The 25,760-nt window shown below is 52.6% G+C and carries 20 protein-coding genes and 2 tRNA genes; 11 read left to right on the forward strand and 11 right to left on the reverse strand.

Features of this window, described 5'->3' with window-relative positions; all coding sequences use genetic code 11:
• The first annotated feature begins 90 nt into the window (after window positions 1-90).
• Both SH580_RS16700 and SH580_RS16705 read left to right on the forward strand, forming a co-directional pair.
• Window positions 91-507 carry an ExbD/TolR family protein gene (locus tag SH580_RS16700; RefSeq protein WP_319831970.1) on the forward strand — a complete coding sequence of 139 codons (417 nt, stop codon included), beginning with the start codon at window positions 91-93 and terminating at the stop codon, window positions 505-507.
• Between the two features lie 35 nt (window positions 508-542).
• Complete coding sequence (locus SH580_RS16705) at window positions 543-986, forward strand: ExbD/TolR family protein (protein ID WP_319831971.1); 444 nt, start codon at window positions 543-545, stop codon at window positions 984-986.
• Window positions 987-1,024: 38 nt separating this feature from the next.
• On the opposite strand, the gene SH580_RS16710 is transcribed toward SH580_RS16705, so the two are convergent.
• The 3 genes from SH580_RS16710 to SH580_RS16720 all read right to left on the reverse strand — a co-directional run bounded on the left by SH580_RS16710 (window position 1,025) and on the right by SH580_RS16720 (window position 4,956).
• On the reverse strand, window positions 1,025-1,918 hold the full coding sequence (locus SH580_RS16710; protein WP_319831972.1) for a YicC/YloC family endoribonuclease: 894 nt from the start codon (window positions 1,916-1,918) through the stop codon (window positions 1,025-1,027).
• 191 nt (window positions 1,919-2,109) lie between these two features.
• Window positions 2,110-3,345 carry a DUF1501 domain-containing protein gene (locus SH580_RS16715; RefSeq protein WP_319831973.1) on the reverse strand — a complete coding sequence of 412 codons (1,236 nt, stop codon included), beginning with the start codon at window positions 3,343-3,345 and terminating at the stop codon, window positions 2,110-2,112.
• A 102-nt stretch (window positions 3,346-3,447) separates the two neighbouring features.
• The gene (locus SH580_RS16720; RefSeq protein WP_319831974.1) at window positions 3,448-4,956 is read right to left on the reverse strand and encodes a DUF1800 domain-containing protein; all 1,509 of its coding nucleotides are present in this window, start codon (window positions 4,954-4,956) and stop codon (window positions 3,448-3,450) included.
• A 252-nt stretch (window positions 4,957-5,208) separates the two neighbouring features.
• Between SH580_RS16720 and SH580_RS16725 the strand changes: the two genes are divergently transcribed.
• The 4 genes from SH580_RS16725 to SH580_RS16740 all read left to right on the forward strand — a co-directional run bounded on the left by SH580_RS16725 (window position 5,209) and on the right by SH580_RS16740 (window position 11,153).
• Window positions 5,209-6,948 (forward strand): ABC transporter substrate-binding protein, encoded by a 1,740-nt coding sequence (locus SH580_RS16725; RefSeq protein WP_319831975.1) that lies wholly within the window; start codon window positions 5,209-5,211, stop codon window positions 6,946-6,948.
• Window positions 6,945-7,919, forward strand: coding sequence for an ABC transporter permease (locus tag SH580_RS16730; protein WP_319831976.1), 975 nt, complete (start codon window positions 6,945-6,947; stop codon window positions 7,917-7,919). The genes SH580_RS16725 and SH580_RS16730 overlap by 4 nt, the downstream gene beginning before the upstream one ends.
• A gap of 1 nt (window position 7,920) precedes the next feature.
• Complete coding sequence (locus tag SH580_RS16735; RefSeq protein ID WP_308952493.1) at window positions 7,921-8,976, forward strand: ABC transporter permease; 1,056 nt, start codon at window positions 7,921-7,923, stop codon at window positions 8,974-8,976.
• A gap of 1,304 nt (window positions 8,977-10,280) precedes the next feature.
• The gene (locus SH580_RS16740; RefSeq protein WP_308952496.1) at window positions 10,281-11,153 is read left to right on the forward strand and encodes an ABC transporter ATP-binding protein; all 873 of its coding nucleotides are present in this window, start codon (window positions 10,281-10,283) and stop codon (window positions 11,151-11,153) included.
• A gap of 130 nt (window positions 11,154-11,283) precedes the next feature.
• Here SH580_RS16740 and SH580_RS16745 read toward each other — a convergent pair whose 3' ends face one another.
• The 5 genes from SH580_RS16745 to SH580_RS16765 form a co-directional block, all read right to left on the reverse strand.
• The gene (locus SH580_RS16745) at window positions 11,284-12,021 is read right to left on the reverse strand and encodes a GTP-binding protein (RefSeq protein WP_308952497.1); all 738 of its coding nucleotides are present in this window, start codon (window positions 12,019-12,021) and stop codon (window positions 11,284-11,286) included.
• Between the two features lie 54 nt (window positions 12,022-12,075).
• Window positions 12,076-13,176 (reverse strand): chorismate synthase, encoded by a 1,101-nt coding sequence (gene aroC / locus SH580_RS16750; RefSeq protein ID WP_319831977.1) that lies wholly within the window; start codon window positions 13,174-13,176, stop codon window positions 12,076-12,078.
• Window positions 13,177-13,285: 109 nt separating this feature from the next.
• Complete coding sequence (locus tag SH580_RS16755; RefSeq protein ID WP_319831978.1) at window positions 13,286-14,014, reverse strand: response regulator; 729 nt, start codon at window positions 14,012-14,014, stop codon at window positions 13,286-13,288.
• 523 nt (window positions 14,015-14,537) lie between these two features.
• Window positions 14,538-14,615: transfer RNA gene (locus SH580_RS16760), tRNA-Glu, on the reverse strand.
• A 48-nt stretch (window positions 14,616-14,663) separates the two neighbouring features.
• Window positions 14,664-14,741 (reverse strand) — tRNA-Glu (locus SH580_RS16765).
• 156 nt (window positions 14,742-14,897) lie between these two features.
• Between SH580_RS16765 and SH580_RS16770 the strand changes: the two genes are divergently transcribed.
• The 3 genes from SH580_RS16770 (at window position 14,898) to SH580_RS16780 (ending at window position 17,430) form a co-directional block, all read left to right on the forward strand.
• Complete coding sequence (locus SH580_RS16770) at window positions 14,898-15,782, forward strand: phosphoribosylaminoimidazolesuccinocarboxamide synthase (protein WP_319831979.1); 885 nt, start codon at window positions 14,898-14,900, stop codon at window positions 15,780-15,782.
• A 71-nt stretch (window positions 15,783-15,853) separates the two neighbouring features.
• Entirely contained in the window at window positions 15,854-16,312 is a 459-nt protein-coding gene (locus tag SH580_RS16775; RefSeq protein ID WP_319831980.1) for an abscisic acid-deficient protein Aba4 family protein, read from the forward strand.
• Window positions 16,309-17,430: a metallophosphoesterase gene (locus tag SH580_RS16780; RefSeq protein WP_319831981.1), complete on the forward strand. Its 1,122-nt coding sequence runs from the start codon at window positions 16,309-16,311 to the stop codon at window positions 17,428-17,430. The genes SH580_RS16775 and SH580_RS16780 overlap by 4 nt, the downstream gene beginning before the upstream one ends.
• Window positions 17,431-17,442: 12 nt before the next feature.
• On the opposite strand, the gene SH580_RS16785 is transcribed toward SH580_RS16780, so the two are convergent.
• The 3 genes from SH580_RS16785 to SH580_RS16795 all read right to left on the reverse strand — a co-directional run bounded on the left by SH580_RS16785 (window position 17,443) and on the right by SH580_RS16795 (window position 20,247).
• Window positions 17,443-17,925 carry a hypothetical protein gene (locus tag SH580_RS16785; RefSeq protein ID WP_319831982.1) on the reverse strand — a complete coding sequence of 161 codons (483 nt, stop codon included), beginning with the start codon at window positions 17,923-17,925 and terminating at the stop codon, window positions 17,443-17,445.
• A gap of 121 nt (window positions 17,926-18,046) precedes the next feature.
• Window positions 18,047-19,210 carry a Gfo/Idh/MocA family protein gene (locus SH580_RS16790; RefSeq protein WP_319831983.1) on the reverse strand — a complete coding sequence of 388 codons (1,164 nt, stop codon included), beginning with the start codon at window positions 19,208-19,210 and terminating at the stop codon, window positions 18,047-18,049.
• A gap of 2 nt (window positions 19,211-19,212) precedes the next feature.
• Window positions 19,213-20,247, reverse strand: a complete 1,035-nt coding sequence (locus tag SH580_RS16795; protein WP_319831984.1) for a sugar phosphate isomerase/epimerase family protein — start codon at window positions 20,245-20,247, stop codon at window positions 19,213-19,215.
• Window positions 20,248-20,323: 76 nt separating this feature from the next.
• On the opposite strand from SH580_RS16795, the gene SH580_RS16800 reads away from it, so the two are divergent.
• A complete protein-coding gene (locus tag SH580_RS16800) occupies window positions 20,324-21,037 on the forward strand; it encodes a helix-turn-helix domain-containing protein (protein ID WP_319831985.1) in 714 nt (237 codons plus the stop codon).
• A gap of 139 nt (window positions 21,038-21,176) precedes the next feature.
• Complete coding sequence (locus tag SH580_RS16805; protein WP_319831986.1) at window positions 21,177-25,637, forward strand: chemotaxis protein CheB; 4,461 nt, start codon at window positions 21,177-21,179, stop codon at window positions 25,635-25,637.
• The last annotated feature ends 123 nt before the right edge of the window (window positions 25,638-25,760 follow it).

Genomic DNA, 25,760 nt, shown 5'->3' on the forward strand with positions numbered 1-25,760 from the left:
AATCTTTCAGAGGCGTCCGCGAAAGCGGGCGCCTCTTTTTTTTGCAATTTTAACTGACTTCTAGTTCCTGTCATTTAACTTCTTGCTTCAATGGCCCGCCGCAGATCCAGTCAATCTCCCGAGGAGGATTTTCCTATGACGCCGATGATCGACATGGTCTTCTTGTTATTGGTTTTTTTTATGACAGTCAGCACGCTCGCTCAGGCCGATCGTGCTAAGAAGCTCGACTTACCGGAATCCGCGCAGAGCGATGTGCCGGACGTGGAGGATTTGCCCAATCGTGGGACTATTTCGCTCGATGCTGAAGGTGTCATTTACCTCGGCACTCATGCTGTGTCGCTGAGTGATATGCAAAATCAGATGAAGGCATCACTGGCTGCAAATCCAGAGCTGCGCATTCATTTGCGTGCAGATCAAGCGACGCCTTATCACGAAATTAAGAAAGTGCTCAAAGCATGTGCCGAAGTCGGGGCTTACGAGGTTATTTACGCCACATACCAAATGTAGCCATTCGCCACAGCAGATCAAATTACGTTCACTCCATGGCCCAACTAAAAAGGAAAGCAGAAGACAAAGTCGGCGTCGCCATCGCGCCGATGATTGATGTGGTCTTTCTACTTTTAATTTACTTCATGGTTGCTTCGACCATGGAGCAGCAGGAGGCCGATCTCTCGTTTCAGTTGCCAGGCTCAGTGGAGCAGGATGAGCCGCTCGACTTGCCCGATGAGCAAATTATTGAAATTCGTGAAGATGGCCAAGTTGTCGTTAACGATTTCCCTTACGATGCGCCTGAAGCTCCGCGTTATGAAGAACTGGCCGCGATGTTGACGCGCTTTCGTGAAGCGAGCGCCGCAAATAAAGTCGAAGCGATTGTGACTATTTCTCCCGCAGAGAGCGTATCGCATGCTCAGATTGTTAAAGTGATGGATGCTTGTTCGCTGGCAGGCATCGAAGCTGTGAACTTTGCTTTAGGAGACGATAGCTAGCAGGCTACTTGTCTTTGTTGGAGCTAAGTGTTTCGCGCTTATTCGATATTTTGCACTTGCTCGCGGATGCGTTCGAGGGCGTTTTTACCTTCGATCACCATACGAGTGATTTCAATATCGTTTGATTTACTGCCAGTAGTGTTGAACTCGCGGTGAATTTCCTGACAGAGAAAGTCCATTTTTCGACCAGTGGCTTCGTCTGCGTTCAGGAAGCTTAAAAATTGCTCAAAGTGGCAAGCCAGACGCGTGGTCTCTTCGCTGATATCGGAACGATCGGCGAAGATCGCGACTTCTTTGAGTACGCGTTCATCTGAAGGATCGAGCTCCAGTTTTAGTTGTTTTAAGCGCTCCAGTAGAGCATCGCGGTAGCGAAGAGTGCTACCGCTGGCGTTCTTCTCGATTTGCTGGCGAAAATCTTCTAGCTGAGTGATGCGCTCTTTTAAGTCGGCAGCCAGCGCGGCACCTTCTTGTTGGCGCATGGAGTCGATGTCGGCTAGTGCTTTCTGAAATGCTTCTTGAATTGAGTCTTTCAGCTCCTTCCAGTCGGGCAGGCCGCTGCTGTCTTTGACTGAGCGTGCCAGTTCGAGTAGAAAACCACTGTCGGGTGTAAACTCCAAGTCTTGGGATTCGGCAAAGGCACGTAAGCCTTTGAGGCTTTCGGCCATGGCATTGGTATTGAGTGCCAGCGAATCGCTCCCTCCTTGAGTGGATTCCACTTTAATCTGCACGTTGACGCGTCCGCGTTGAAATGCGGCGCTAATCCATTCGTTACAGATCGATTCGTAGCCATTCCATTCGCGAGGGGCGCTGATTTGCACATCCAAGGTCTTACGGTTAACCGAATTAATTTCAATTTGGATACGCACACCGGCGTCCACTGCATCCGCGCAACCGCGCCCAAAACCTGTCATACTTCGCATCCGTGCCAGCATAGAGCGTCTGATCTGAGAGGAAAGATGAAAGTTTGTGCAGACGATGATTTGTCGCCGTTTTATTGAGCTAAAAAAAACGAGTTGAGTCGATTTAAGAGACGTGCCGCCTGCCAAGTTAGTTTTGCACAACAACTCGGAGCTGAAAACCGGGGAACTCGCGCTAGCGAGGTCTGGGCAGCTCGAATGACGGGCTACACAAAGGGCACGTGCTCGAACTTTTCTCCTAGGATTTTACTGGAGTCGGCTTCGAGCCATTTGTCGAGTACACTGCTGTAGACACTGCGGAAATCGGTGCTGTATTGGAGGTCTTTCTTAACGTCGGTCACGAGCTCGGGGGATTCGCCTAAGAGGCCACCGTTGACTCGTGAGCCCATGACGAAGAGTGGCGCTGCGGTGCCATGGTCGGTGCCGCCGCTGCCGTTTTCCGCGGGGCGTCGCCCAAACTCGGAAAAAGTCATGGTGATCACCTGCTCGTCTTTCTTGTGGGCCTTGAGGTCTTTTTGAAACGCGCTCATGGCAGCTGATAGCTCTGTCAGTAGGCGTTCTTGGTTGTTTAATTGGTTGGCATGTGTGTCGTAGCCACTTTGCGAGACGAAGTAGACGCGTGTCTCTAAGTCCGCATGGATCAGGGCGGCGACGCGTTTGAGCGATTGTGCCAGCTTGCTGCCGGGGTAGCTACTTAAGGCTTTGTATTGGGAGATGATCTTCTCGACTCTACGCTCAGTGACGAGGGTATTCATCATGGTGTGCTGTAGGTAGCTGGCATTGCCTTCGATGTGGTCCGCTTGCAGCAGTTTCTCGTAGGCGAGGTCGGCAGGGTCGTTGCCGCGGTCGAAGCGTCCGCGGTGCTTCATGCCGAAGAGTGAGTGGGCTTGCTCGGAGAGGTAGCTTTGAGGGATCATGTCGCCCACGTGGATGGCGGTGGGATCGGCGTTGATATCGTCGGCTTCGGGGCTGCCTGCACAGGCGTTGTCAAAGAAACGGCCGAGCCAGCCTTCGCGTTTAAAGCTGTCGGCGTCGCTGGCGGTCTCCCAGATCTCGGTGGAGCGGAAGTGGCTGCGGTTGGGGTTGGGGTAGCCGACATTTTGCACGATCGAGAGTTTGCCTTCGCCGTAGAGCTGGTGTAGCTCTTTGCAAGCTGGGTGCAGGGCGAGGTCGTCGTTGAGATGGAGTAGGCCGTGTTTGAGCCCAATGGTGGGGCGCAGGTTGTAATAGCGATCGTCGGTGAAGGGGATGACGGTGTTGAGGCCATCGTTGCCACCGGCCAGCTGAATGATGACCAAGATGCTGCGGTCCCGCTCGGGCGCAGGTGTCTGTGCCATGGCGCTGCGGGCCAGAAACGCAGGTGCGGCCCCACTAAATGCCAGGAAGCCGAGGCCGCCGGCTCCACGGATAAATTCGCGACGTGTGAGGGGTAGGTTTTGCATTTAGGAATTAGGAGTTAGAAGTTAGGAATTAGGAGTTAGGAATTGGGAGTTGGGGAAACTGAAAACTCTGAACCCTGTACGAGTTGGGAGCGTTCGCGTCAGCTAGCACAGATTATAGGCGGGAGATTGCAGCAGGGCTATGATGGCATGGCGTACGCGCTGGGCGGCACCTTCGTCTTGGGTGTCCCCTACGATGGAGTGGAGTGCGTCGAGGTAGGTCGCCCGTGAGGGGGCGGTGATAAAATAGGTGGTGAAGTGCTGGGCTAGGTCGTTGGGAGCGAGACTGAGCACTTGTTGCAGGCGCTCTTGAGTGACGAGAAAGTTGCCGCGGCCGGCTTCGCGTGCGTTTTTGAGCGCGAGTTGTTCGTTGGCGTTGAGGTTCTTCTCGTTGAGTTTGGCGAAGAGATAATCGACGAGTTGGCGGCGGGCGCTGATGGTAGTGGAATTGATCCAGTGCTCACCGTAAAGCCAGCCGCGGACGTTGGGTGGGTTGTAAAAGGTCTGTCCCATGGTGGCCATGCTACGCAGGACACGTGCCTCGAAGGGGGCTACGTCGAGTCGCAGATCCTGGCACAGGCCGATGTAAAAATGGATCGGACTTTTGACCATATTGCCCCGGTAGGCGGGATGGAAGAAGAGGCGGCTTTGGAAGAAGGTCTCGATTAAGTAACGTAGGCTGAAGTTATGCTCGGCCCATTGATCTCCCAGCGCCTCGATGTAGGGCTCCGGTACCGGCTTTTCGGTTAGGTAAAACTTAATGAGCTCACGGATCAGGAAAGTGCGAGCCGCTGGTTGTTGAAAGGTGAGGTCGATTACATCGTCGCCGTCCCAGTTGCCTGTTTGCTCGAAGATTGTCTTGTGCGTTTTGTCCTGCAGTTTCTTCTCGAGGTAAAAATGGTAGCGATTTTTTATGCGATAACCGGTGAAGGCGCGGGAGGCTTCTTTGATGTCGGCTTCGCTGTAGTTGCCCTCGCCCAGTGTGAAGAGCTCGAAGAGCTCGCGAGCGAAATTTTCGTTGGGCTTGCGAGCAGTGTTCTGAATGAGGTCCAGGTAGCGGACCATCGCTGGCTCACGACTGACCTTTTTACATAGGTCCGGGTAGTCGCTATGGATGCCCTGGCGCAGTGTTTGCTGCATGGAAAAGAGCAGTGCGGTGTCTTTGACCTTACTCTGTTCGACTACGAAGATGTCTTGTAGGAAAACGACGAACTTTTCTTGCGCACTATACTCGGGCTGGCGGGCTAGATTAAACCAGTCCATCGCGAAGTTGCGAAATAGCTCGCTCTCCTCGCGTTGGAGCTCTTGGCGCAATTGCCGTCTTTCTTCTTCGTCCTCGACATTTTTATAGATATGTCGGTGGCGTTCGTGTGCAGTGGCTTCAAACTCACTGAGCTCGGTTGATTTTTGCATGTCCATGCCTGGCTGGAAGGCTGTGTGCAGATAAGCCTTCGGGGAGTCGCGCAAGGCGGCTGTCACGGCTTCGGGCGTGGCTGAAAATCCGACGCGTCGTAGGAAGTGTTGTGCCTCTTCGATTCGCCAGAAGCTCATTGGGAGGGGCTTCCAGGCATCGGCGACGGCAAAAGTCTGTGGGGTGGGGGCAGTCTGCGACATGGTATGAGGGATAGAGTAAATCGTTGACGCGAAATGGAAAGTTTCAAATTTTTTGAATGGCTATGAAAAACACTGGAAAAGCGTTGAACAAAGCTTCGGTGCGGCTTTCGTAGGGGGAGTATGCTACGCTGCTGTTCTTATAGAATACGTTCCTACTCGTCGATTGCGTTTTCCGCGCTAGCGGCAGTCTTGTTGGCGGCTTGTGGTGGGGCCGACGATTCGCCCGGCCGGTCAGTGCGACCTGAGCCCATTGTGCAGCCGATACCGGTCGATGCGGAGGTGGTTGATTTTTCGGTGGGTGAGTTTGGTGCAAACATTATAGAAACGATCGAGGGGGATGTCGCGACGGTGAATCCTTTGGTCAATGAGTCGGTCGGGGGCTCGCTGGTGATTGGGCGGATCTTGGACAGTCTGGTTACGATGGACCCGAAGACGGGCGAAGTGATTCCAAACCTGGCAAAGTCTTGGGAGATTTCTGAGGATAATTTACAATACACCTTTCACTTGCGCAAGGGAGTGCATTGGAGTGATGGCGAGCCGTTTACCGCAGAGGATGTAGTCTTTACCTGGCAAACCTTCTTTGCCAAACAGTCGGACCCGGAGACGGGGGAGGTGATGACGGGCGAGGATGGGCGGCCACTTTATCGCTACAATTCGCGTTCCACTTTTGGGCAGCAAATTAACGGACAGGAGCCGCAAGTTGAAATGCTTGATGACTTTACTGTGCGCTTTACGACGCCTGAAGTGTATGCGCCCTTTCTGCTCTTTGGGGGCGGAGTCGATATTTTGCCCAAGCATATTTTATACGATGCGTATGAGGACGGCACTCTGATGGATCAATGGAGTTTGCAGACTGCGATTGATGAGCCATGGAAGATTGTCGGGTTGAATATGTTCGTGCTAGAAACGTACCGTCCAGGAGAGCGAATGGTCTTTGCTCGGAATCCGAACTATTGGAAAGTGAATACACAAGGGGAGCGCTTACCTTATGTGGACCGAGTGATTTCCAAAATCGTGCCAGATGGCAATAGTAGTAATGTCGCCTTTGCGCAGGGGCAGACTGATTTCGAGTCCATTGGTCCTGATAATGTGGCTTGGGTGCGGCGCGGCGAAGAGCGCTTTGATTATACCGTGCTGGACATGGGCCCATCGAGTAGCACTAACTTTATTTGGTTTAATCTCAACCCTGGCAAGAATGCGGAGGGCGAACCTTTTGTAGCACCCTACAAGTTTGACTGGTTTTCGGACAAGCGCTTCCGCCAGGCCATTTCGTATGGCATCAATCGCGAGGGCATCATTCGCGGCGTCTTTTTTAACCGTGCCGACATTCTAAATGGCTACGTCTCGCCCAAGCGCAAATTTTGGTATAACGACGAGGTGCGCAAATACCCCTATCAAGTAGAACGCTCGCGGGCGCTCTTTCAAGAAATGGGCTTCGAGTATCGCGGTCAGGAACTGTTTGATGCCGAAGGGCGTCGGGTCGAGTTCACTTTGATCACCAATTCCAACAACGGGCTACGCGTTGAAATGGCGACTGTATTCAAGGAGAATATGGCTGCGATCGGGGTGGACGTGGAGCTGCAGTTCTTGGACTTCAATACCATCGTAACTAAGATCTCCGATGCCTTCGATTACGAGGCCTGCATGTTGGGCCTAGGCGGCGGTGCGCCGGACCCGTATGCAGGCAAAGACATTTTGATGAGCGGTGGCCGCATGCACTTTTGGTACCCTCAACAGCAAAGCCCTGCGACTGAGTGGGAGGCACGGATCGACGAGCTGATGCGTGAGGTCGGCCGCCATACCGAGGTCGAAGTGCGAAAAGAGTATTTCAACGAGGTGCAGGCGATCCTAGCCGAGCAGCAACCCTTTATCTTTCTCGTCAGTGCCAAGGAATATGCGGGCTATCGTAATCGCTGGCGTAATGTCGAGCCGACTCCGCTGGGCGGGGTTACTTGGAATTTGGAATCACTCTGGTCGGAGGTGAGCGAATGATTGCCTTTATCCTACGTCGCTTGTTGACGCTGATCCCATTGCTATTGGGCATCACTTTATTGGTCTTTTTGTTGATGAGCCTTGCACCGGGCGACTTCCTGACGCCGGTCCGAGCGCAGCGCGATGTGCCGGCCGAACTGATCCAAGCGATCCAGACCGAGTTCGGCCTCGATCAGCCATGGTATGTGCAATACTATAAATGGCTGGGCAATGTGCTGCAGGGCAATCTTGGGCATTCATGGGCTTTTAAAGTGCCTGTGGCGGATTTGATCGGTCAGCGTATTTGGGCGACCTTTTTACTCTCGCTCTGCGCTTTCGTCTTTTCGTGGGCGATCGCCATTCCCCTCGGCGTATTGGCTGCGGTCTACAAAGACTCGATCTTCGACCGGGTCTCAGCGGTATTGGCCTATGCCGCACTCTCGATTCCCGAGTTTTTCCTGGCTCTAGGACTGGTTTTCTTTGCTGCGCAGACCGGATGGTTCCCGCTCGGAGGCGCGACCTCGATTGATTATGACTATCTCAGTTTCGGTGGTAAGATGCTTGATCGGGCGCATCATTTAGTCCTGCCCACGCTGGCACTGGGGATCGGCTCGATCGCCAGTATTATGCGTATCATGCGGGCCAACTTCCTCGACAGCATGCGCGCGGGCTTTGTCGCCACCGCGCGGGCGAAGGGCTTGCGTGAGCGGGTCGTGATGTTTAAGCACGTCCTGCGCAATGCCATCAATCCATTGGTGAGCGCTTTTGGCTTCGCTTTTTCTAGCTTATTGAGCGGTGCCTTGATGGTGGAGATCGTTTTACAATATCCCGGCCTTGGTCAGTTGATGTATCAATCGATTCTACGTGAAGACCAATTCGTGGTGCTGGCCTCGGTGATGCTCGGTTGCAGCATGCTGGTGCTGGGCAACTTGCTGGCCGATATTTTACTCGCGTGGTCTGACCCGCGTATACGTTTGGAGCGCAAAAAGTAAGATGCAGTTACTTTGGAAATTATTTAAAGAAGTCTTCCGTCGTCCACTCGGAATCATATCCGCCAGTGTGCTGATTTTGCTCTATGCCGCGGCGATCTTCGCCGATCTACTGGCGCCCTATGCCACCAACGAGCAAGACCTGGAGCGCACATACCATCCTCCCACAGCTATCTTTTTCGGAGAGGGTGGCCTGCGTGTGCAGGCTTACGAACTGGTCGATCCTACCGAGGCACGCTATCAAGCGATCGAGGGGGAGTCTTATCCCTTACAGTTATTTGCGCGTGGTTTTGAATATCGCTTGTTTGGTATCATTCCCACCGATCGACACTTGTTTAAAGTAGCTGACGATGCGGGGCCGGTCTATTTGCTGGGGAGCGATTCCACCGGACGCGACGTCTTTTCGCGCCTCGTCTTCGGCTCGCGGGTCTCGCTCTTCATCGGTCTGCTTGGCATTACTATCACCACCGTGCTCGGCTTTCTGGTGGGGGGGCTCAGCGGCTACTTTGGAGGCCGTGCTGATTTCCTGGCCATGCGCTTTGTTGAGTTTATGATGGCGATGCCGGGCTTGTATCTCTTGCTGGCCTTGCGTTCTGCCCTCGCGCCGCACTTCGCTTCTGATCAAATGTTTTTTGTGATCGTTGTGATCCTCGCGCTGATCGGATGGGCGGGCACCGCACGCATCTTGCGCGGCATGACGCTTTCAATCCGGCAGAACCAATACGTAATGGCGGCCGAAAGTATGGGGCAGTCGCCCTTCGTTATCCTGCGCAAGCATATCTTGCCCAACCTTGTCAGTTATCTGCTGGTGGCGGCGACGCTTTCCATTCCCGGCTATGTGCTCGGCGAGGCCGCGCTGTCTTTTCTCGGGCTTGGCATTCAAGAGCCGTCCGCCTCTTGGGGCTTGATGCTTTCGCAGGCGCAAGATGTGAAAGTGTTTTATCTTAACTTTTGGTGGCTACTGAGCCCAGGCTTCGCCATCTTTGTCACTGTGATCGCCTACAACATGCTCGGCGACGTGCTGCGCGATATTGTGGATCCGAAAATGCAAACCCGGTGAGCAGCCTGCGGCCTGATCACGCCAAGTCCCATTCGATGTTGAACGTTGGACGTTCCTCGCTGTTGCAGGCGGAAACTCCAAATGTCTACTGCGGAAACCGAGGCTGAAGCACTCGGCTACGTAAGATGCGAACATCGAACGCTGAACATTGAATGAAGCTTAGGCGGTAGAACGTAGCGGGGTTCTTTAGACCCCGTTTTGCTTCGCTGAAGCATTCGAGGTTTTTGAGTGTCGGGAGGGCCTAGTCGAGGCGTCCTGATCACGCCAAGTCCCATTCGATGTTGAACGTTGGACGTTCGATGTTGGACGTTCCTCGCTGTTGCAGGCGGAAACTCCAAATGTCCGCTGCGGAAACCGAGGCTGAAGCACTCGGCTACGTAAGATGCGAACATCGAACGCTGAACATTGAATGAAGCTTAGGCGGTAGAACGTAGCGGGGTTCTTTAGACCCCGTTTTGCTTCGCTGAAGCATTCAAGGTTTTTGAGTGTCGGGAGTCTCGGCGAGGCGTCCTGATCGCACCAAGTCCCATTCGATGTTGAACGTTGGACGTTCGATGTTGAACGTTCCTCGCTGTTGCAGGCGGAAACTCCAAATATCTGCTGCGGAAACCGAGGCTGAAGCACTCGGCTACGTAAAATGCGAACATCGAACGCTGAACATTGAATGAAGCTTAGGCGGTAGAACGTAGCGGGGTTCTTTAGACCCCGTTTTGCTTCGCTGAAGCATTCGAGGTTTTTGAGTTCGGGAGTCTCGACGAGGCGTCCTGATCGCACCAAGTCCCATTCGATGTTGAACGTTGGACGTTCGATGTTGAACGTTCCTCGCTGTTGCAGGCGGAAACTCCAAATATCTGCTGCGGAAACCGAGGCTGAAGCACTCGGCTAGGTAAAATGCGACATCGAACGCTGAACATTGAATGAAGCTTAGGCGGTAGAACGTAGCGGGGTTCTTTAGACCCCGTTTTGCTTCGCTGAAGCATTCGAGGTTTTTGAGTGTCGGGAGTCTCGGCGAGGCGTCCTGATCGCACCAAGTCCCATTCGATGTTGAACGTTGGACGTTCGATGTTGGACGTTCTTTGCTGTTGCAGGCGGAAAGTCCAAATGTCTGCTGCGGAAACCGAGGCTGAAGCACTCGGCTACGTAAGACGCGAACATCGAACGCTGAACATTGAATGAAGCTTAGGCGGTAGAACGTAGCGGGGTTCTTTAGACCCCGTTTTGCTTCGCTGAAGCATTCGAGGTTTTTGAGTGTCGGGAGTCTCGACGAGGCGTCCTGATCGCGCCCGGGATGAAAGTCCCATTCGATGTTGAACGTTGGACGTTCGATGTTCAATATTCTTGGTATGACCGATCTGCTCAAAGTCTCCGACCTACGAATCGCTTTTCACTCGCGTGGCGAGACCAACGAAGTGGTGCACGGCATCGACTTTACGGTGCAGGCAGGCGGGCAGACGGTGGCGATCTTAGGCGAGAGCGGTAGCGGCAAGAGTGTTAGCTGCATGGCTTTGACTCAACTTTTACCGACGGCGCCCAGTTGCACGGTGAGCGGGGGGATTTTGTTTAAGGGCCAAGATGTGCTGCAGATGAATGCCGACGCGATTCGTCAGGTGCGTGGCCGGGGGATCGCTTATATTTTCCAAGAAGCTTCTTCTTCGCTGAATCCTGTTTTCACTGTCGGCTATCAAATCGCGGAGGCGGTCAAACTCCATCGTCCAGATCTTGAAGATGTCAAGGGGCGTGTCGTGGAGTTACTAGAGTTGGTTGGGATTCGTGATGCCGCCAAGCGCTACAAGGCGTATCCGCATGAAATGAGCGGCGGCATGCAGCAACGTGTGATGATCGCTATGGCGCTCGCCTGCGAGCCAGATCTATTGGTGGCGGATGAGCCCACCACCGCGCTTGATGTGACGATTCAAGCGCAGATTATGCAGCTGCTACGTGAATTGCGGGCGAAGCTCGGCATGAGTATCATATTGATCACTCACAATTTTGGCATCGTCAAAGGCTTCGCCGACGAAGTGATCGTGATGTATCGTGGTGACATCGTCGAGCAGGGCGCCGTGGATGCGGTCTTGAGCGATCCGCAGCACCCTTATACCAAGGCCTTGATTGCCTGTATCCCGAAGCTTGGACAAAAGCAGCACCGCTTGACCACGATTGAAAAAGAAATGGCGTAGCGCGTGGCGCGCGCAGTGGAGAGTGGAGCCTGCCTTTGTTTGGCTGGAGCGCGTGCAAGTTGGGCAGACCGGCGTCCGCGAGCGGACACGCCACCATGTTCAGCTGTGCGTCACCGGGAGGAATCGTTTTCTACTTGAGGAATTTCCCGATCTCGGGGATCGGTTTGGCGCGCTGGCCGCTCTCTAGGCGCTCGATATACATGTCGGGCTTGAGGTCGTCGGGCTGGTGCTCGTCTTCGAACTCGTCGTCTTCAATGGGGATCAGTTCATCGAAGTAGAGCGAAACGCGGCGTGGTTCGGGATCGAGCACTTCAGCGGGATTGCTGACGCGACCTTTTTTCACCATGATGAAGCGGGCCGGGTTACAGGCCTTTTTATACGAGGTTTCGAAATCTTTGACCCACTTGTTGCCAGCTTCTTCGCGGCGGTTGAGTAAGACGACGTCTGAGAAGTGGATGCAGGCGTCAAACCAGGCCTTGGCGACGGTCTGCTCGGAGAGAAAGTGGCAGTGCACCACCGTGAGCACGCGCGCGATTTGGCAATGATTGTGGTCAGTCCACGCTTTGATGGCTTCCGCACAGTCGGCGGGATCGCTGAGTCCGGGCGCTAAGAAAATGATCTTTTCGGGCGCGGCGGTTATTTTGCCATGGGTGACTTTGCTGTCTTTGAGCTTCCAGCTCACGACATTGACGTTGTCCAGTGCTTCGATCTGCTCGTCGTGCGTGCAGGCCGCTTCGCCTTCGGGGCGGAAGTAGAGCACTTGCTCGCTGTTAGGAATGCCACCTTCGATCAGGTCGAAAATGACTTCGCGGCGCCCTGAGTTCGGGATGCCAAGGACTAAATAAACGAGTGGTGCTGCGTCGGACATATTGCGGGCTGTGGACTTGAGAGCTGAAACCAGAGAGCTGGGACTAGAGGACTTTTATTTGCTTTCGAAATCGAAGCTTTGGCATTGCGCTTTGTGGCGCATCCAGTGGTCGACAAGGACCAGTGCGGCCATCGACTCGACGATTGGTACGGCGCGTGGCACGACGCAGGGGTCGTGGCGACCGCGGCCCATGAGCTCGGTTTCCTTGCCGTCCTTGTCGACGGTGGCCTGCTTTTGAATGAGGGTCGCAGTCGGTTTGAAGGCGATGCGAAAGACGAGTTCTTCGCCATTGCTGATGCCGCCTTGCACACCGCCGGAGCGGTTGGTGGCGGTGCCGACTTTGCCATCTTTATTGATGAAAATATCGTTGTGCTCGGAGCCCTGCATGCGGGAGCCGTCGAAGCCGCTGCCGATTTCGAAGCCCTTAGTTGCGGGGATGGAGAGCATGGCCTTGGCCATGTCAGCTTCGAGCCGGTCAAAGACGGGCACGCCGAGGCCGACGGGTAGGTTGCGGACCCGGCATTCAATGACGCCGCCGACGGAGTCGCCTTCGTTGCGCATGGCTTTGATGCGCTCGACCATTAGTTCGGCTGTCGCGGGGTGAGGGCAGCGCACGGGGCTGGCTTCGACTTCTTCGAGGCTTGGGAAATGATCCAGGGCGGGCATTTCGATGTCGTGCACGCGGGTGATGTAAGCGCGCACTTCGATGTCGCCCGCGAGCTTGAGGATCTTCTTGGCGATGGCCCCCGCGGCCACACGACCGATGGTTTCGCGGGCTGAGGAGCGTCCGCCGCCTTCATGGTTGCGAATGCCAAATTTGGTTTGGTAGGTGAAGTCCGCGTGTGAGGGGCGGAACTTATCCTTCATTTCCGCGTAGGCGGAGGGGCGGTGGTCACCATTGGGCACGTAGATGCCAATCGGAGTGCCCGTTGTTTGACCTTCGTAGATGCCGGATACCATCTCTGCGGTGTCGCTTTCCTTGCGCGGGGTGGTGATTTCACTCTGTCCTGGACGGCGACGATCGAGTTCGAATTGTATTTCTTCGACCGATAGAGGCAGACGCGGCGGGCAGCCGTCGATTACAACGCCGATGCCTCCGCCGTGGCTCTCGCCCCAAGTGGAAATACGAAATAGTGTGCCAAAAGAATTACCCATACGGGGTGCATGCAAAGGCCACAGCCGCCGAAGTCAATCCTGCCGCGCTCGCTGCGACTCGAAAGTGAAAGCAGGCGTGGGCTGACGGCTCTAACTGCGGGACTAATTGCTAGAGTTCGGCCGTGCTCATGTCGCCGCCTGCGGGGTCGACTAGTTTATTGGCAATCGCCCAGCGAGTGAGTGCAGCGACGTCGTGGAGATCGAGTTTCTTCATGATGTTTGTGCGGTGCGTATCTGCGGTGCGCACGCTCATTCCAAGTTTGGCGGCGATCTCTTTGTTGCTGTAACTTTCGGCGATCAGTTGTACGATCTCGCGCTCGCGGGTGGTGAGCGATTCCAGTGAATCATCTTGACCACCGCTGACCATGAGTTCGCGCATCGCATCGACCACGCGTGGGCTGAAGTAGGAGCGCCCGTCGGCCACGAGGTCGATCGCTTTTTCCAACTCAGCGAGGCCCGCATCTTTTTCGATGTAGCCAGTGACGCCGGACTTGAGTAGGCGATTGACCATGGAGTTGGACGAGGCTGCAGAGAATACCAGGATGTTGATCTTGGGGTTTTTCGCTTTCAATCGGCGTAGCACTTCGCTGCCATTTAAATTCGGGAGCATGATGTCGAGGATGACCAAGTCGGGCATATGTTCGAGGCAGAGCTCATAGCCTTCAGCTCCGTCGCCCGATTGCGCTATGATCTCCATGTTTTCATAGCTTTCAACCAGCTGACATATGAGGTCGCGCATGATTGTTTGGTCTTCGATGACGATTACTTTTTTCATTTCAATATTTAGTTCTGCCGCACTGTTTGTGGCGGACTTTGGAGCATCCAATAGCTGAGTCATAGTGATGGAAATATTAAAGTTGAAGGAAATTCACACCAATCGTGGCGGAGAGTGCTCTGCTCGTTGTCGTGAGTTCTATAAAATCATGAAAATGATCAACGTATGTGATTTTGGTAGAACTATTTGGGTGCTTCGTGAAGTGTTTTTTGTCAAGTGGGATAGCTTGGAGGCTTTGATATTTACAAGGCATTCACATTTCGCAGCTAGTTCGGCCCTGTGCTCGTCCCGGAGTGTTTGCTATGATTTGTGGGAGAGGGTGTTGGCAAAAAAAAAAACGGCTTTGCTACATCTAAGTAGCAAAGCCGTTTAAAGACCATAAAATGGCCTCCCGTAGGGGATTGGTGCCGCGAGCGGCATCGCTTCGCGATCAACCTTCCGCCTTCGCTCTTCGAGCTGCGGCCGGGCGGTTGCCCCATCTTCAGTCGCTTCGTTCCTTACGTCGAACCCCTGGGTTCTTCATCCCCTTGTTTGGGTATTTAGATATTAAAAAGCCCCTCGGTAATTAAACCGAAGGGCTTTAAAATGGCCTCCCGTAGGGGATTCGAACCCCTGTTGCCTGGATGAAAACCAGGTGTCCTAGACCGGGCTAGACGAACGGGAGATAAATGATTAAAAAGCCCTTCGGTGATTAAACCGAAGGGCCTAAAAATGGCCTCCCGTAGGGGATTCGAACCCCTGTTGCCTGGATGAAAACCAGGTGTCCTAGACCGGGCTAGACGAACGGGAGGGAGGAGAAGTCACGGAAGCTATGTTTCGAGTTACTCTGTGCAAGCCTTTTTTTGAAAATTTATATTTTTTCTTATTTTGCCGATAAAATCCGTTTGCGCGCAGCGCTTTCGGTACTCATCTAATGGCTATGGCTGATATTAATTTACCGTTTCCAATGCCCAAGCAAGCACTCCAGAAGGTGGAGGGCTTGCCCTATCCGCTGGTGGCGGCAGGAAAAGTGCGCGAAGTTTTCGATATGGGGGACGCGCTGCTCATGGTGGCGACCGACCGTGTGTCGGCCTTTGACGTGGTCATGAATGAAGGCTTGGCCGGTAAGGGCATTTTACTGACACAGATTAGTCTCTATTGGTTCGCGCGGGCTGGGGCGGTGACACCGCATCATTTGGTGGATGACCATGATGCACGCATTGCTGAACTGGGTAAAACATACCCAGAGCTGCAGTACCGTAGTATGATTGTTAAGAAGCTGACGCCGCTGCCGATTGAGGCGGTGGTGCGCGGATATTTGTCGGGTTCGGGGTGGAAGGCCTACCGGGAGTCGGGTAAGCTCTTCGAGTATAGCATGCCAGCGGATTTGCAGGAGAGCAGTCGTTTGCCCAAGCCTGTCTTTACGCCGACTACGAAGGCGGCCAGTGGGCATGACATGCCGATTGATTGTGCGGATGCGGCTAAGCTAATTGGCGAAGATCTCTTCCAGCGTGTGCATGACCTGAGCCTCGCGCTTTATAATATGGGCGTGGAGCGTGCGGACGCGGCGGATATCATACTGGCAGATACGAAGTTTGAGTTCGGAACGGATGCGCAGGGAAAGCTATATCTAATTGATGAAATTCTCACGCCTGACTCCTCGCGCTATTGGCCGAAAGAGGGCTATGCGCCTGGCGGTGCGCAGCCTTCCTACGACAAACAGTTTGTGCGCGATTATTTAGAGTCGCTGGATTGGGACAAGACGCCACCGCCGCCCGCGTTGCCAGAGCGGGTGCTTGCTGGCACCTTGGAGCGCTATATTGAAGCGTATACTAAAATCACAGCCGTTTAGCTTTTTAATGTCGTTTAAGGGGCTCTGGTTAAATTTCTGACTACTGTTTTTTGAATCCTGACTTTTGATTCATGCCTATTTGGTTAATCGAGTTAGTGGGTGCACGCGATTTGGATGCGGCGTTTTTGCTGATCACATTGATGACGGCTCCATGTTGGATTGCGATGATCGTGTTTCCCCAGGCACGTTATGTGCGTCGACTGGCGCAGCCCTGGATTGTGGTGCCACTGTATACTGTGGTGTTGGTGTTGTTAATGTGGAAGTCGTATCAAGCGGCGCTGCTGCCGGAAGTGGTTTCGACTGCGAGCTATGAGGCCGCACGCAGCTTTGCGAAGCATCCGATTGCCTTTCTTGTGCTGTTCTGCAATTTACAGATAATCAATTTGTTTATGGGCGTAATGATATATCAAAAAGCGATGCGCAGTGGTTTTCGTGCGCCAGTGGAGTTGACGCTCTGTTGCTTCCTCGGGGCCCTGGCCTTGATACCGTTTAGTCTACGATTGATGCTTCGGAGGCAGGCGGTATTATGACGGATTTGGAATTGGGAATGACGGATCTGGCCTCACGTTCGCGTGGGGGGCATATTTGGAAGTGGGCGGCTTTGTTGGGCTTAGGGATCGTGCTCTATGTGGCCTGGCGTAATTATCTCTACATTCAGGAAGGGATGTTGGCGCCGAATTTTACCATTATTCACCAAGCCTATGATTTTAACTTGTTTGAGTTGCCGGTAATTTTGTTGGTGGTGGCGGCACTGTGCTTAGGCTTGGCAGTGACATGGACCAGCTCGCGGCGTTCGTTGATTTGGGTGGCTGGACTTTATGCCTTTCTCGGGCTGGATCTTTTCGCCTTACGCTATTATGTGACCTATGTGGAGCCGGAACGCTTAGTGGTGCGGCATGTGCGCTTGGAAACGCCGAAGTTGGATCAATCGGTGCGGATTCTGCATATTGCGGATATTCAAGCTGGTTCTATCGGGGAGTATCAGGAGGCAATTTTTGATCAAATCGAGAGTTTGCAGCCGGATTTAATTATTAATACCGGAGATTTCTTGCAAGTCGTGCCACCGGCTACTTTTGAGAGTGAATGGCCGAAGTTGCATGCCTTGATTAAACGAGTGAATCCGCGCTTGGGCACGTATGCAGTGTTTGGGGATACGGAACGTGAACTGTATCGCTATCAGCCGGAGGCCTTGAAGCCCTTGGTTATGCTTTCTTCACGTGAGCAGCGAATTGGGGTCGGCTCGGGGGTAATTAATTTGCATGGTTTGAGCCTGTATCAGTCTAAGTCGGGCGAGTGGGCGATGCGCTCGGTGGAGCAATGGCTCGAAAAGTCGGACCCTAATGATTTTCGGATATTGTTTGGGCACGCGCCTGACTATGCGCTCTCGGTGGCTGAAGCACCGATTGACTTGTGCCTGGCAGGGCATACGCATGGGGGACAAGTGAAGTTGCCCTTTTATGGGCCCCTGGTGATCGATAGCGAAGTGCCCAAGGAGTGGGCGCAAGGCTTCCGCCGAGTGGGCATTCCTTATTTAAATGTCTCTGCGGGGGCAGGTTCGAACCGTCAACATAGTCTGCCGCCGATACGCTTTAATTGCCCCACCGAAATGACGCTCATCGAATTGGTGCCGATGCGTTCAATCCGTTAAGACTCGTTGGCCCTAAAGGCTCCAGAGGTAGCTTTGTTTTTCTCCGAGTTGCTGGCCGTTGGCATCTTTCAGGCTGAACTTCCAGGCGGCTGGCACGCCACTATCTTCGGGCCAATCTTCACCTGTCAGGCCGACAAAGATCTCTTTGGTAGTGGGGCGTTTGTTAGGCAATGTGAATTCGTGGCTTTGTTTTTCAACCGACTTCTTGGTGTAGAACTCGCCCACAACGACGGTGCCTGCAGGCAGCCGTCGCACATCAGTGTCCAGAATTAAGGTAAAATAGTAACCCGCACGCTCTTGGGGCTGTGTGCGCAGAACCACACGATCCCCGAGGTTTTCTTTGCCCGACATATATTCGCTGATACGCTTAAACGACTCCGTTTCTATGTAGCGGGGCTTGATCTCCTCGATGTTGACAGAGGTGATTGGCTGGCGGGGCGTGGAGGCACAGCCTGCGAAGAGGCTGCAAAGAAGAGCGGTAATGAGAAAGCGCATGTCTTCAGATTCGCGAGCAGGTCTGGCTTGTCAAGCCAGCGCCGTCAGACTCGAGGAGATCGGATGTCTGCCTGGATTGAGGCAGACATCCATCGATTGCGATGCCTCGTTATTAGGCAGTTTAGATGCTCAACGGAGTCCAGGCTGCATTGTTCTGAGAGCTCTGGACGACTGCCTCGATAAAGGCCATGCCGCGAACACCGTCTTGGATGCTAGGATATTCTTTGGCGTAGGCTGGAGCCTCAGCACCAGAGAGCTCTGCTGCGATGTCGGCAGCGAAGTTGCGATAAATATTGGCGAATGCTTCGAGGTAACCTTCCGGATGGCCCGCTGGGGTGCGGCTGTGAGCGGTGGCGCTTTCGCCTAAATAGCCACCACCGGTGCGATAGATTTGGGTGGGCGCATCCAGGTGTTTGACTAGCAGCGTGTTCGGCTCCATTTGATGCCATTCCAGGCCGCCCGTTTCACCGTAGATGCGGATGTTGAGCGCGTTTTCCTCGCCGGCTGAAATCTGTGAGGCGTGCAGGATGCCCTTGGCGCCCCCTTCGAAGCGGAGTAAGATGTTGCCGTCGTCGTCCAATAGGCGTCCATCGACAAAGGCGGTGAGGTCGGCGGCGAGTTCTTTAATTTGTAGGCCGGTAATGAACTCGGCCAGATTCTCGGCGTGGGTGCCGATGTCACCGATACAGCCTGCGGCGCCCGAGCGTTTGGGATCGGTGCGCCATGTGGCTTGCTTTTGACCGTCTTGCTCGATCGGAGTGGCCAGCCAGCCTTGTGGGTATTCGACTACCACCTTGCGCAATTTTCCGAGTTGACCGCTCTGGACCATTTCGCGGGCCTGTTGGACCATGGGGTAGCCTGTATAATTGTGGGTGAGCCCATACTTGAGGCCTGTTCGGGCAACGATTTGGGCCAGTTCTTTGGCTTCCGCCAAGTTGAGTGTGGCTGGCTTGTCGGAGAGCACATGGAAGCCAGCTTCCAAGGCCGCCTTGGCCACGGGGAAGTGCACGTGGTTGGGCGTGACGATGGCGACGAAGTCCATACGCTCGCCTTCGGGCAGTTGTGCCTCGGCGCTCATCATTGTTTCGAAGTCGCTGTAGCAACGCGCCTCTGGTAGGAAAAGTTCTTTGCCCGAGGCGAGTGCGCGTTCGGCGTCGGAGCTGAAGGCGCCGCAGACGAGTTCGATTTGACCATCAATGCCAGCGGCGATGCGGTGGATGGCGCCAATGAAGGCACCTTGGCCGCCACCGACCATGCCCATGCGGATTTTACGATTAAGTGTCATAGTTACTGATTCTTTTTGTCAAAGGCGGCGTCGAAGGCGATGGCATTGGGCTTGAAGTCGAGCTTCTTGACGAAGGCAGCGGCTTCGGTGCCGCCATGGATGCGATCCATGCGGCCGTCTTCCCATTCCACCGAGAGTGGGCCGGCGTAGCCGATGTCGTTGAGCGCAACGATGATGTCTTCAAACTGAATGTCACCGTGACCGAGCGAACGGAAGTCCCAGTGGCGACGTGCATCGGTGAAATCGGTGTGGCCACCGAAGACGCCAACTGTGCCATCGCCGTGGCCCCACCAGGCGTCCTTCATGTGCGCGTGGTAGATGCGGTCAGCAAATTGACGAATGAATTTTACGTAATCCACGCCCTGATAGCCGAGGTGGCTGGGGTCGTAGTTGAAACCAAAGCGCTGGTGCCCATTGACCGCGGCCAGTGCACGTTCGGAGGAGGCGATGTCAAAGGCGATTTCGGTGGGGTGCACTTCGAGTGCGAAATTGACGTCGACCTCTTCGAAAACGTCCAGGATCGGAATCCAGCGCTCGGCGAAGTCTTGGTATCCTTTTTCTAAATACGCCTGCGAGGTGGGCGGGAAGGCATACAGCGCGTGCCAGATGGAGGAGCCCGTGAAGCCATTCACGACCGGGGCGATCACGGATTCGTCCGGGCGAGCGTCAAAGAACTTACGCGCAGCGCGTGCAGTGGCCTTCATTTCTTCGGCCGCACGTTGGCGCACGCCCTCTGGATCGCCGTCGCCCCAGATCTCTGGCGAGAGAATCGCCTGGTGACGTTCGTCGATACGATCGCAGACCGCTTGGCCCACCAAGTGATTGGAGAGGGCGTAGCAGCTCAGGCCGTTGGCTTGTAACTTCTCCCAAATCGAGGCGATGTAGCCGTCTTCTTTCAGGGCACGTGCGACTTCGAAATGGTCGCCCCAGCAGGCGAGTTCCACACCATCGTAGCCCATTTTTTTGACGAGGGGAAGTAGGTCATCCAGCGGCAGGTCAGCCCACTGGCCGGTAAAGAGGGTAACTTTTCGACTCATAGGTGGGCATTATAGCTGAAATGCTGGAATTGACAATGCTCTCAGTCATCCATAATTGTGCAGTATTCGTCACGATATGGATTTAACTGCATTTGCCGACCGCAGACTTTGGGACTTAATCGATCATGTGTCTTTCTGGGTGAAAGACCGTGCGGGCTGCTTTGTGTGGGTGAATCGAAACTTGGCCGAGCAGGCGCAGGCATCGCGCGCGGCTATTATAGGCACGAAAGACAGTGACTGGTTCTTTAACGAGCTCGCCGATGTTTATATGGACGATGATTTTACTGTGCTCAAGACGCAGCAAGCGATTATCAATAAGCCAGAGTTGGTGATGAGTGCTGATGGTGAAGTGGTCTGGCATGCGACCAGCAAATTTCCTTATGTAGACGTGAGTGGAGCGGTGGCGGGCACTTATGGTATGAGCCAGCCAATGGTGGCGCTCGGGGATCTGCCTGCGGAATATGTAGATTTATCTTTAATCGTCAGCTATGCGCGTGAGCATTTGACTGCTGGGGTGACGGTAGAGGCCATGGCGAGGAAGGCGAACATGTCGCTTTCGACTCTAGAACGGACTGTGGCGCGACATCTTAAAATCACGCCTTTGAAATTACTGCAGCGTATGCGGATGCATCGTGCGCGGCATTTACTGACGACTTCGCATCTCAAAGTTGGCGAGATTGCCTTGGACTGTGGCTATGAGAGCTTTTCGTCGTTTTCGCGTGCCTTTAGGCAATCTTATGGATGTGCGCCTGGTCGTTTGCGATCAGCATCTTGGAAACCCGCTTCATGAGCGATCTCTAGAATTTGACAATGACTTAAGTTTTTTTCCGGATTATTTGGTATTAGTGCTAGCAATCATTTGCATTAGACATTTGGTGCATAAGGGTTTTAGGCTGGAAGCCTATTCGAGCGGACTATAATTTTACGTAATGGCAGAGAAGAACTTATATATTGTTGGAATTGGCGCATCTGCCGGGGGCTTGGATGCCATTCAAAAATTATTCGATCATTTCTCTGATGATACGGATCTAGCATTCGTGGTGGTGCAGCATCTATCGCCGGATTTTAAGAGTCTGATGCCGGAGCTGTTGGCAAAGCATACTAATATGCAGATTTTTACCGCGGAGGATAAACAGGAAATCCTGCCGAACTGCATTTATTTAAACCAGCGAAATAAGAATCTGCACGTTAAGGGGAACCGTCTCTACTTACTCGATAAAGGACCGAAGCATAATCTGAACCTGCCGATTGATATCTTTTTTCACACATTGGGCGAAGAACATAAGGAACGTTCCATTGGCGTGATCTTGTCCGGGACTGGTTCAGACGGTTCGCGTGGCATCAAAACCATTAAGGAGGCGGGGGGCACTGTGATCGTGCAAGACCCCAGGTCGGCTCAGTTTGATGGCATGCCGAACTCCGCGATTTCTACCAATTCGGTGGATTTTGTGATGACGCCGGGCGACATTGCCGAAATTCTGAAAAAATTCCCCGGTGAGCGCATCCGCCTCAATGCGGAGCATGAGGATCAGGGTAATAAATCCAATGATATCGTCTACCTACAGATCTTGGAGGAGATCCATAAGGAGAGCGGTATCGACTTTCGCCAATACAAGAGTAACACTTTGCTGCGGCGGCTAGAGAAGCGGATGAATGCTCATAATAGCGTGAATCTCTATGAATACCTGAGTTTTATGAGGTCTCACCGAAAAGAGGTGGACATTTTGAAGCAGGATTTCCTCATCGGAGTCACTCGCTTCTTTCGAGATACAGAGGCTTTTAAGCTGATAAAGCAGAAGGTGATCCCAGATCTGGTTTCTTCGCGGCCGGCGGAGGGGAGTCCGATTCGCATCTGGGTGGCCGGGTGTTCGACTGGCGAAGAGGTCTATTCGCTCGCCATGCTTTTTGATGATTACATTCGTAAGAATCGTCTGAATACCGAGTATAAAATATTTGCGACGGATATTGATGGAAATGCCTTAATTCGGGCGAGCGAGGGGAGTTACCACGTCAATATATCAAATGAAATTTCGAAGGAGTATTTGGAGGAGTATTTCGTCAAACAAGGAGATCGCCTGCAAATCATTAAACGGATTCGTGATCGCATTGTTTTTTCAAAACACAATCTTAGCCAGGATCCTCCTTTTATTTCGATCGACCTAATTAGTTGTCGGAATCTTTTGATCTATCTTAATAATGATCTTCAGGACAAGGTCTTTCAGGATTTCCAATTCTCTCTTAATTATAATGGATATTTATTCTTGGGGAGCAGTGAGTCTTTAGGGGAGCAGTCCAAGTTCTTTGAAGAGGTGGATTCGAAGAATAAGATATTTCGCTCAATCGTGGAAACCAAGCAGGTGCCGAGTCGATTGCGGGATGATGTCTTCCCGAACTCGGTTACGCGTGAGTTAGGGCTACGGGAATCCGCCGATCCTCAATACCGTTACCGGGATAATCCTGATACTGGCTTTTATAAATATCTAAGTAAGCGTTTTAGCCCATCCTCTGTATTCATTGATAAAGAGTATAATATACTATTCATCAAAGGGGACGCTGGTGAACTGTTGCAGCACAGAGAGGGGGCTTTCAAAAATAACCTGTTGGAGATGCTCAGTCCCGAATTGGGGACGATCATAAGAAGTAGCATCCGCAAGGTGATTAAGACGGGGGTCGACGTCCGTATCAATAAGGTGACGACGAAGAAGCACAGCCGCTCGATTTCTTTGGATCTGACCATCAGTAAGGTGAAAGTTCAGGGGCAGATTGCCGAAATCTACCTGATACATTTCAGCGATGAAACTGTCCCGGTCAACGATGTCAGTGTGATTGATAATGTCCCGCTGGATGAAGTGTCACAGCAACGTATCGATGATTTGGAGGCAGAGCTCAGCACGACGAAGGTCGAGTTGCAGAATGTAGTCGAAGAGCTTGAAACGAGTAATGAAGAGCTACAGTCCTCGAACGAGGAATTGATGGCTTCAAATGAAGAATTGCAGAGCACCAACGAAGAACTTCAGTCGGTTAATGAAGAGCTTTACACGGTTAACTCCGAGTTGCAGGAGAAGAACCAGGAGCTGCATGAAATTAATAACGACATGAACAATCTGTTCGAGAGTACTGAGATTGGAACTCTCTTTTTGGATCGTGAGCTCAAAATTCGGAAATATACTAAGCCTTTGACGCATCACTTCTCTTTGACGGATAAAGATATTAGCCGCTCGATTCATGGTTTTTCAAGTTCGTTTGGTGAGCAGGTGAAAAATGCGATACTCGCGCGTTCGGTCGAGGCATTGGATGAGTTGAAAAGCTCCGAAATGGAAGTCGTTGATTCCTCGGATCGGCATTTCTTATGTCGTATCAGCCCTTTCATTACCATTGATAAAATGATCGATGGAGTCGTGATTACATTCATTGATATCACCGAGCTGAAATCAAAGGAAAAAGCACTTTCTGAAAGTCATGAAGAGTTGGCACTCGCACAAGGAATTGCCCAGCTGGGCAGCTGGAGTTTTAACCTCGAGAATGGTGTGATTCTGTGGACGGATGAATTATTTAAAATGTTCGGGCTCGAACCCGGCAGCACGCCGCCGTCTTATGAAGCTCAGGAGGGCTTTTTCAGTAAAGATTCCTGGCTGCGCTTGACCCAGGCGATTGAGCACACACGCGCCACCGGAGAGCCCTATGAAATTGAGCTCGATCTGACCACGGCGAGCGGTGAGGAAGTTTGGATTTGGGCTCGGGGGGCAGTCGAATACGACGCAAATAAGCGAGCGATTTCTTTGCGAGGTGTCGCGCAGAATATCACTGAGAGAGTGAAACTTCGGGATGAACTGATTGCACAAAAGCAGTTCCTGGATCGGGTGAATGAACTATCGCCAGTCGGTATTTTTGTGTCCAATCACAAGGAAGATCGCTATCAGTATTTCAACGATCAGTTTTCCAAGATTCTAGGTTTTACGCCTGAAGAGGTGGAACGTCTTGGGCGTCGACAATTACTCATGTGTGTCCACCCGGATGATCATGAGGCCTATCAGGCGCATTTGGATGAAGTCATTAAGGGTGGACAGCAGTCTCAATACGATTTTAAGTATCATAGGAAAGACGGAGTGACTATCTGGTGTCGCTCTGTAAAGTGCGTCTTTGAAAGAGACAGGGCTGGCAATGTTCTCAGTTATATCGGTGTTATCGCAGACATCACCGATGAGAAAGCTGCTGAAGGTAAGCTCAAGGAGGCCATCAAGGCGGCTGATACGGCCGCGATCTATAAGGATCAATTTCTAGCGAATATGAGCCATGAAATCCGGACGCCGCTCAATGGGATCGTCGGTTTTTCAGAAATTCTGCGCGATGATTCCTTGGAACTGAAAATGAGGCATGAATATCTCGATATCATTCAGAGCTGCTCGGATCAATTGCTCCGTCTTATCGATGATATCATCAACCTCTCTCAGATCGAGGCCGGTGAACTGAAACTGGAGATGAAAGAATGCAAACTCTCCAATGTGATCGATTCTCTGAAAACGACCTTTGATAACCTCAAGCGAAGAAAGAATAAGGAGCAGATCGAGTTCAAAGAAACGGTCTCTCCAGAAGTCAGGGATATCATCATTGAGACGGATGCACATCGCTTGCAACAGGTGTTGATCAATCTTCTGAGCAATGCCTTGAAGTTCTCAGATGAGGGTGTGATCGAGTTTGGATATAGGCAGCTGGGAGACAGTATCGAATTTTTTGTTCAAGATCAGGGGATTGGGATTTCTGAGGATCGAATGGAGGTCATCTTTGAGCGCTTCGAGCACCTGGAAGATATGGTTAAGAATTACGAGGGCACGGGCCTTGGGCTGTCCCTATCCCGTGGAATCGTTCACCTGATGGGAGGCAGCATGCATGTCGAATCGAAACTTGGCGAAGGATCGACCTTTAGTTTTCGCATCCCTTATGAGCAGCCGCTGATCGCTGCTCCTGAGCCAGTCGAGCCAGTGGTTGATGTGGATGAAAAGGCGATTAAAAAGCTGAAACTGCTTGTGGTCGAAGACGACAAGATGAACCAAGCATTCTTTAGTGCATTGTTGAGCCGAATCGGGGTCGATTTCGTGATGGCGAGCGATGGTCAGGAAGCTGTTGAAATGGTGAGGTCTCAAGGCGGCTTCGATGCCATTCTTATGGATATCCGTATGCCAGTGATGAATGGTGAAGAGGCCGCTGCTGAAATTCTGAAACTTGATAGTAATGCCAAAATTATCGCGCAAACGGCGAATGCCATGTGCGATGATGAGACGAAGTATTTGGAGCAAGGCTTTTGTGATTATATCACCAAGCCGATCAATGCGGAAGTGCTGAAGCAAAAGTTATTGGCGTTGCAGAGTCTTTCATCAGGCGCTGGGGCTTAGTCCCCGAGCATTCGCCTATTTAGAATATCAGTCAGTGTTTCGCTTGATCCGTGTTTAGGGCGTCTTCAGCAGTTTGAAGAACTCTAGTTCTGGGGCCGTTTTTCTGCTCGACCTTAAACTGAT

It is taken from the genome of Coraliomargarita algicola (assembly GCF_033878955.1).
GTDB classification, from domain to species: domain Bacteria; phylum Verrucomicrobiota; class Verrucomicrobiia; order Opitutales; family Coraliomargaritaceae; genus Thalassobacterium; species Thalassobacterium algicola.

What these genes read in the sequence shown, in the direction of transcription:
- SH580_RS16790 (WP_319831983.1), bottom strand. Translation starts at nt 19,210, where the DNA reads ATGACACTTAATCGTAAAATCCGCATGGGCATGGTCGGTGGCGGCCAA.
- SH580_RS16775 (WP_319831980.1), top strand. Translation starts at nt 15,854, where the DNA reads ATGCCTATTTGGTTAATCGAGTTAGTGGGTGCACGCGATTTGGATGCG.
- SH580_RS16740 (WP_308952496.1), top strand. Translation starts at nt 10,281, where the DNA reads ATGTTGAACGTTGGACGTTCGATGTTCAATATTCTTGGTATGACCGAT.
- SH580_RS16715 (WP_319831973.1), bottom strand. Translation starts at nt 3,345, where the DNA reads ATGCAAAACCTACCCCTCACACGTCGCGAATTTATCCGTGGAGCCGGC.
- SH580_RS16755 (WP_319831978.1), bottom strand. Translation starts at nt 14,014, where the DNA reads ATGACTCAGCTATTGGATGCTCCAAAGTCCGCCACAAACAGTGCGGCA.
- SH580_RS16730 (WP_319831976.1), top strand. Translation starts at nt 6,945, where the DNA reads ATGATTGCCTTTATCCTACGTCGCTTGTTGACGCTGATCCCATTGCTA.
- SH580_RS16735 (WP_308952493.1), top strand. Translation starts at nt 7,921, where the DNA reads ATGCAGTTACTTTGGAAATTATTTAAAGAAGTCTTCCGTCGTCCACTC.
- SH580_RS16805 (WP_319831986.1), top strand. Translation starts at nt 21,177, where the DNA reads ATGGCAGAGAAGAACTTATATATTGTTGGAATTGGCGCATCTGCCGGG.
- SH580_RS16795 (WP_319831984.1), bottom strand. Translation starts at nt 20,247, where the DNA reads ATGAGTCGAAAAGTTACCCTCTTTACCGGCCAGTGGGCTGACCTGCCG.
- SH580_RS16705 (WP_319831971.1), top strand. Translation starts at nt 543, where the DNA reads ATGGCCCAACTAAAAAGGAAAGCAGAAGACAAAGTCGGCGTCGCCATC.
- SH580_RS16745 (WP_308952497.1), bottom strand. Translation starts at nt 12,021, where the DNA reads ATGTCCGACGCAGCACCACTCGTTTATTTAGTCCTTGGCATCCCGAAC.
- SH580_RS16700 (WP_319831970.1), top strand. Translation starts at nt 91, where the DNA reads ATGGCCCGCCGCAGATCCAGTCAATCTCCCGAGGAGGATTTTCCTATG.
- SH580_RS16785 (WP_319831982.1), bottom strand. Translation starts at nt 17,925, where the DNA reads ATGCGCTTTCTCATTACCGCTCTTCTTTGCAGCCTCTTCGCAGGCTGT.
- aroC (WP_319831977.1), bottom strand. Translation starts at nt 13,176, where the DNA reads ATGGGTAATTCTTTTGGCACACTATTTCGTATTTCCACTTGGGGCGAG.
- SH580_RS16800 (WP_319831985.1), top strand. Translation starts at nt 20,324, where the DNA reads ATGGATTTAACTGCATTTGCCGACCGCAGACTTTGGGACTTAATCGAT.
- SH580_RS16710 (WP_319831972.1), bottom strand. Translation starts at nt 1,918, where the DNA reads ATGCTGGCACGGATGCGAAGTATGACAGGTTTTGGGCGCGGTTGCGCG.
- SH580_RS16720 (WP_319831974.1), bottom strand. Translation starts at nt 4,956, where the DNA reads ATGTCGCAGACTGCCCCCACCCCACAGACTTTTGCCGTCGCCGATGCC.
- SH580_RS16770 (WP_319831979.1), top strand. Translation starts at nt 14,898, where the DNA reads ATGCCCAAGCAAGCACTCCAGAAGGTGGAGGGCTTGCCCTATCCGCTG.
- SH580_RS16780 (WP_319831981.1), top strand. Translation starts at nt 16,309, where the DNA reads ATGACGGATTTGGAATTGGGAATGACGGATCTGGCCTCACGTTCGCGT.